The sequence below is a fragment of the Caulobacter sp. genome (assembly GCF_017744445.1).
Taxonomy (GTDB): domain Bacteria; phylum Pseudomonadota; class Alphaproteobacteria; order Caulobacterales; family Caulobacteraceae; genus Caulobacter.
On sequence record NZ_JAGIBH010000033.1, the window covers coordinates 1 to 4,860 of the forward strand.

8 protein-coding genes are annotated in these 4,860 nt (G+C 67.0%); 5 read left to right on the plus strand and 3 right to left on the minus strand.

What is annotated here, in order from left to right:
• The 3 genes from J7528_RS23270 to J7528_RS23280 form a co-directional block, all read left to right on the plus strand.
• Window positions 1–368: phosphomethylpyrimidine synthase ThiC (locus J7528_RS23270; RefSeq protein WP_291879610.1), on the plus strand; the 368-nt coding region annotated here is incomplete at its 5' end.
• A 94-nt stretch (window positions 369–462) separates the two neighbouring features.
• Window positions 463–1,860, plus strand: a complete 1,398-nt coding sequence (locus J7528_RS23275) for a S41 family peptidase (RefSeq protein WP_291879612.1) — start codon at window positions 463–465, stop codon at window positions 1,858–1,860.
• Between the two features lie 75 nt (window positions 1,861–1,935).
• A complete protein-coding gene (locus J7528_RS23280) occupies window positions 1,936–2,289 on the plus strand; it encodes a DUF1428 family protein (RefSeq protein ID WP_291879613.1) in 354 nt (117 codons plus the stop codon).
• Between the two features lie 216 nt (window positions 2,290–2,505).
• On the opposite strand, the gene J7528_RS23285 is transcribed toward J7528_RS23280, so the two are convergent.
• The gene (locus J7528_RS23285) at window positions 2,506–2,859 is read right to left on the minus strand and encodes a nuclear transport factor 2 family protein (RefSeq protein WP_291879615.1); all 354 of its coding nucleotides are present in this window, start codon (window positions 2,857–2,859) and stop codon (window positions 2,506–2,508) included.
• 251 nt (window positions 2,860–3,110) lie between these two features.
• Between J7528_RS23285 and J7528_RS23290 the strand changes: the two genes are divergently transcribed.
• Together J7528_RS23290 and J7528_RS23295 are read left to right on the plus strand one after the other, a co-directional pair.
• Entirely contained in the window at window positions 3,111–3,314 is a 204-nt protein-coding gene (locus J7528_RS23290; protein WP_291879617.1) for a hypothetical protein, read from the plus strand.
• An 86-nt stretch (window positions 3,315–3,400) separates the two neighbouring features.
• Window positions 3,401–4,198, plus strand: a complete 798-nt coding sequence (locus tag J7528_RS23295) for a TIGR02453 family protein (protein ID WP_291879619.1) — start codon at window positions 3,401–3,403, stop codon at window positions 4,196–4,198.
• 9 nt (window positions 4,199–4,207) lie between these two features.
• Here the strand turns inward: J7528_RS23295 and J7528_RS23300 are convergent, their stop codons facing one another.
• Entirely contained in the window at window positions 4,208–4,621 is a 414-nt protein-coding gene (locus tag J7528_RS23300) for an IS5 family transposase (RefSeq protein ID WP_291879624.1), read from the minus strand.
• Window positions 4,618–4,860, minus strand: a 243-nt coding sequence (locus tag J7528_RS23305; protein WP_291879621.1) for a transposase, incomplete at its 5' end; no start/stop codon positions are given. The genes J7528_RS23305 and J7528_RS23300, both read right to left, overlap by 4 nt.

The following is a 4,860-nucleotide window of genomic DNA, read 5'->3' on the forward strand; positions in this document are numbered from 1 at the left end:
AGACCGGCGTCATCACCTACAAGCTGGCCGCCCACGCCGCCGACCTCGCCAAGGGTCACCCGGGCGCGGCGATGTGGGACGACGCCATCAGCCGCGCGCGGTTCGAGTTCCGCTGGGAGGACCAGTTCAACCTGGGCCTGGACCCCGAGACCGCCCGCAAGTTCCATGACGAGACCCTGCCGAAGGAGGCGCACAAGACCGCCCACTTCTGCTCGATGTGCGGTCCCAAGTTCTGTTCGATGAAGATCAGCCAGGAAGTCCGCGACTTCGCCGCCGGCAAGGCGCCCAACAGCGCAGAGATCGGCATGGCGGAGATGAGCGAGAAGTTCCGCGAGCAGGGCTCGGAAATCTATCTGAAGACCGAGTAGAGGGTGGCGAGAGGCGGCGCGGGTAGCGTCGCCTCTCGCGACCTTACGGCGATTTCACTGGCGCGACCCTGGAGAGGTGGTTGAGGTTGCGAGCATGAAAGCTCCGCTGCTCGCCGTTCTTGCCCTGTCCGCGCCGTTCGCCCTGTCCGCACCTGTCGCCGCCGAGAACGCCTATCGGCCCGTTGTCGAGAACGGTCAGGTCGCCGGGCCCCTGCAAGGCGCGTGGCGCTCGCGGGGCTATGGCTGGATCGCGATGTTCGGTCCTGGGGGTTCGTCGCTCTTCCAGACCGCCGGGAAGGCCTGCTACCCCGATCCGCGCTCGCAGCCCGATCCCGACGAGGTGCTGGCGCTATGGCGTCCCGAGGCTGAGGGCGTGGTGGCCCTGGCCGGCGAGGCGGACGGCACCCGCTACCTCTTCGATCGCCTGGACCACCTGCCTAACGCCTGCATCAGCGCAGCGGGTTGGACGCCCGACCGGATCGGCCTGTTCGCGGCGGACACCTTCGCCCAGTTCTATCCGGCCTCGGCCGCGCGCCGGATCGATTGGAGCGCCCGCCGGGCCGCGATCGCCGGGCGGCTCAATCCCAAGTCGACCGATACGGACCTCTGGAACGCCTTGTCCGACCTGCTGGCGGGGTTGGACGATCCCCACGTCGAACTGCACGGCGTCGTCGACGGCAAGCAGCGCGATCTCGAGCCTGGCGAGGCGCCGACCTTGGCGCGGGTGCGAGCCGCCGATCCGAAGGGTGGCGAGAAGGCCTGGCTGAGGGCCTATCGCGACGGCGTCATGACCGGCGTGCTGAAGGGGCAGGGGCGGCAGGTCGCCAACAACCGCATTTTCTGGGGGCGCATCGACGACGTCGGCTACATCAACATCGTGACCATGGGCGGGTTCGACAAGGATCCGGCCAACGAGGCCAAGGTGCTGGAGGCGACGCTGGACGAGGCGATGACGGCCTTCAAGGGCGCGCGCGCCGTGATCGTCGACGTCAGCAACAACCGGGGCGGCTACGACGTGCTGGGCCGGGCAGTCGCCTCGCGCTTCACCGACCAGCCGCGCCTGGCCTACGACAAGGTCGGTGTCGGCGCCGACGCGCCGCCCCAGCCGGTGGTCGTGGAGGTCGCCACGCGTCCGGCTTTCACCGGACCGGTCTATCTGGTGACCAGCGACGTGACGGTCAGCGCGGGCGAAACCTTCACCCTGATGATGCGCGCCCTGCCCAACGTGCGGCAGGTGGGCGGAATCACGCGCGGCGCGTTCTCCGACAAGATCCCCAAGCCGCTGCCCAACGGCTGGACCCTGGCCCTGCCGGCCGAGCTCTATCGCGATCCCCAAGGTCGTGTCGTGGAAGGCAAGGGCCTCGCCCCGGACCTGCCGTTGAACGTCTTCCCCGCGAACGACCTGTCGGCCGGTCACGCCAAGGCGATCGAAGGCCTGATGGCCAGGATCCGGGCGGGAGATGCGACGCTGAAGGCGCCGGCCGCGCGATAGGGGCGCGAAATCCGCCCCGATGTCGGAACCCGACGCCGTCGAACGTCCTCGGTCTGTAACAACGGAGGAAGTCCCATGGCCTATGTCGACGGTTTCGTTCTCGCCGTGCCCAAGGCGAAGATCGAGGCTTACAAGGATATGGCCCGCCTGGCGGGCAAGGTGTGGATGGAGCACGGGGCGCTCAGCTATGTGGAGACGCTGGGCGACGACGTGCCCTATGGCGAGCTGACCTCGTTCCCCCGCGCCGTACAGGCGGGCGACGACGAGATCGTGGTGTTCTCCTGGGTCACCTACACGGACCGAGCGTCGCGCGACGCCATCGTGGCCAAGGTGATGGCGGACGAGCGCCTGAAGTCCGACATGGCGAACATGCCCTTCGACGGCAAGCGCATGATCTTTGGTGGCTTCCAGGCCTTCCTGGAGCTGTAGGGCGGAAGGCTACGAAGCCCATTACCGAAGACAACGGGGTCGTGCGCGATCCGACCGTCACCCGGGCCGGAGAACCCTGCTTAGACCGCAATCCGGGCCCAGGAGCGGCCGCGTGGGCTGCCCTGGGTCCCGGGCGGCCTCTGCGAGGTTCCCGGAATGACGAGAATGGGGCGCTGGCCCTGCTGAGCCATTCCGAGCGCCGACAGAGGCCGCCGCCTAGTAGAGGAACTTCTCCTCGACGATCTTGCCGTCGCGCACGGTATAGAGGCCGATCTCCTCCATGCTGATGCGCTCACCGGTGGCCTTGCGGGTGACGTCCATCTTGAAGCCCACGGCGAACTGGTCGCCGTTGATGAACGGGCCAGTGACTTCCGAGCCATGCACTTCGTGGTTGGCGGCCCACCATTCGCCTTTGCCGCGCACGGCGGCCTTGCCCTGCACGCGGGCCATGTCGCCCGGCATGGCCTCCAGACTGACGACATCGTCGGCCCAATACTTCTCACCGGGCTCGTCGAACTTGCCGGCCTTGCACAGGGCCACCAGGTCGTTGGCGATCTCTTGAACGCTCATGCTGACACTCCTTGGATCTTGAAGGGATTAGGTGCGATCACGAGAGGTCTGAACGCCCTCACTATCGACCCATTCGACCGCCCCGGCAAGCGTTTGTTCTTTATATGTTCCTGTCTTCGCGTGGCGACGGGGCCGCGATGCGCAGGGCGTTTCCCTGGCGGCAATCACGCTGTGGTGATGACGCGTCTAGCGACTTGGCGGGCGCCCTTTTTGGTGTTGTAGATCTATCAACTCAACCATAGGGACTCATCATGGCTCTTCCTCCACTCCGCCCGATCGTCCTGGCTCACCAGAACGATCCCCACTGGATCATCGAGCTCTGGCTGAAGATCCATGGCGGCGACCCCGCCCCCGATCTGCGCGCGGTGAACAAGGCCACGGTGGATATCGTCAAGGCGCTGGTTCCCCACCTGGACGCCGCCAAGCAGAAGGCCGTTTTGGCCGCCCTGGGCTGACGGTTTCGGGCCGATCCGGCCCGAGTTGGCGGCCTGCCTTTGGAAGGCTCGGTGCGTGGCGCGCGGACTCGTTCTAGCATCGCGCCATGACCCGCTTTTCCTTCAACGGCTTCGCCCCCTCGGACCTGGAATTCCTGAAGGGCTTGGCCGCTCAAAACGATCGCGAGTGGTTCACGGCCCACCGCGCGATCTATGACGATGGGCTCAAGCCCGCCTTGGCGGACCTGATCGGCGCGTTGAACGAGGCGTTCGCCGCGCGGGGCCTGCCCTTGTCTGGCGATCCGAAGAAGAGCGTCTTCCGCATCCATCGCGACGTGCGCTTTTCCAAGGACAAGCGACCCTACAAGACCCACGTGTCGGCCACGCTGACGCGTGATGGACTGAAGATGTCGCCGGGCATGGCCTATGTGCATATCGAGCCCGAGGGCGGCACGCGCCCGGCCTTCGATCCCCAGACCATTGACCCGCTGGATCCCACGACCTTCCCCTCGGCCCAGGAGGCCGACGACGGCTACGCCGGCCGCGGGCCCTTCGCGGCGGCGGGCTTCTACCTGTCGGAGCGCCCGCACGTCGACGCCTTCCGCCGAGCCATTGTGGCTGATCCCAAGGGCTGGTCGGCGGTCGAGAAGGCGCTGGCCAAGGCCGGCCTGCCGCTGGAACCCGGCGATCCCGTCAAGCGCATGCCCAAGGGCTTCGAGGACCAGGCCGGCGGGCCGGTGGAGGCGGTTCTGAAGCGCACCCGTTGGCTGGTGCGTCGCCCCTTGACCGGCGCCGAGATCGCTGGGGCGGGCCTGCCCGAGGCGATCGCCGATTTCGTGGCTGGCGCGCGCCCGCTGCTCGATTTCGGCTGGAAAGCCCTGCACGGCGTGAAGATCGAGCGCTAGGGTCTGGACTCAATTGAGCCAGTAAGCGCAGAGGGCGGCGATTAGGACGCCGGAGAGATAGTTCCTGGCGAGCTTGTCATAGCGAGTAGCCACCCGACGGAAGTCCTTGAGCCTGCACCACATACGCTCAACGCGGTTGCGATCCTTGTAGGCCTGGGCGTCATAGGGGATGGGGACTTTGCGCGAGGTGGTCGACGGGATGACCGCCTCGGCGCCGCGCTCAGCCAATCTCTGTCGGAAGTGGTTGGCGTCGTAGGCGCGGTCGGCGAGCAGACGACGGAATGGCCCAGCGGCCTGGATCAGGGCCGCCGCCATGCTGATATCGTTGATGTTCCCAGCGCTGAGCAGCAGCACCCGCGGCTTGCCGCGCTCATCGACCAGGCCGTGAACCTTGGTGGTGCGGCCACCGCGTGAGCGGCCTATGGCTTGGAGGAAGGCCCCCCTTTTGCGCCGGCCGCCGAGCGGTGCGCCTTGATGTGGGTGGCGTCGATCGCCGCCCCGTAGATGCCCGTGTGCCCTGTCAGGGCCTCGAACATCTGCAGCCACAGGCCCTGGCGGCTCCAGCGGTTGAAGCGGTTGTAGACCGTCGTGTAGGGACCAAACTCCGGCGGGCAGTCGCGCCAACGCGCCCCGCTCTTGAGCATGTGGACGATGCCAGAGAC

Bases quoted from the DNA above. Each gene is read 5' to 3' on its own strand.
- J7528_RS23275 (WP_291879612.1), top strand. From the start codon at position 463: ATGAAAGCTCCGCTGCTCGCCGTTCTTGCCCTGTCCGCGCCGTTCGCC.
- J7528_RS23280 (WP_291879613.1), top strand. From the start codon at position 1,936: ATGGCCTATGTCGACGGTTTCGTTCTCGCCGTGCCCAAGGCGAAGATC.
- J7528_RS23285 (WP_291879615.1), bottom strand. From the start codon at position 2,859: ATGAGCGTTCAAGAGATCGCCAACGACCTGGTGGCCCTGTGCAAGGCC.
- J7528_RS23290 (WP_291879617.1), top strand. From the start codon at position 3,111: ATGGCTCTTCCTCCACTCCGCCCGATCGTCCTGGCTCACCAGAACGAT.
- J7528_RS23295 (WP_291879619.1), top strand. From the start codon at position 3,401: ATGACCCGCTTTTCCTTCAACGGCTTCGCCCCCTCGGACCTGGAATTC.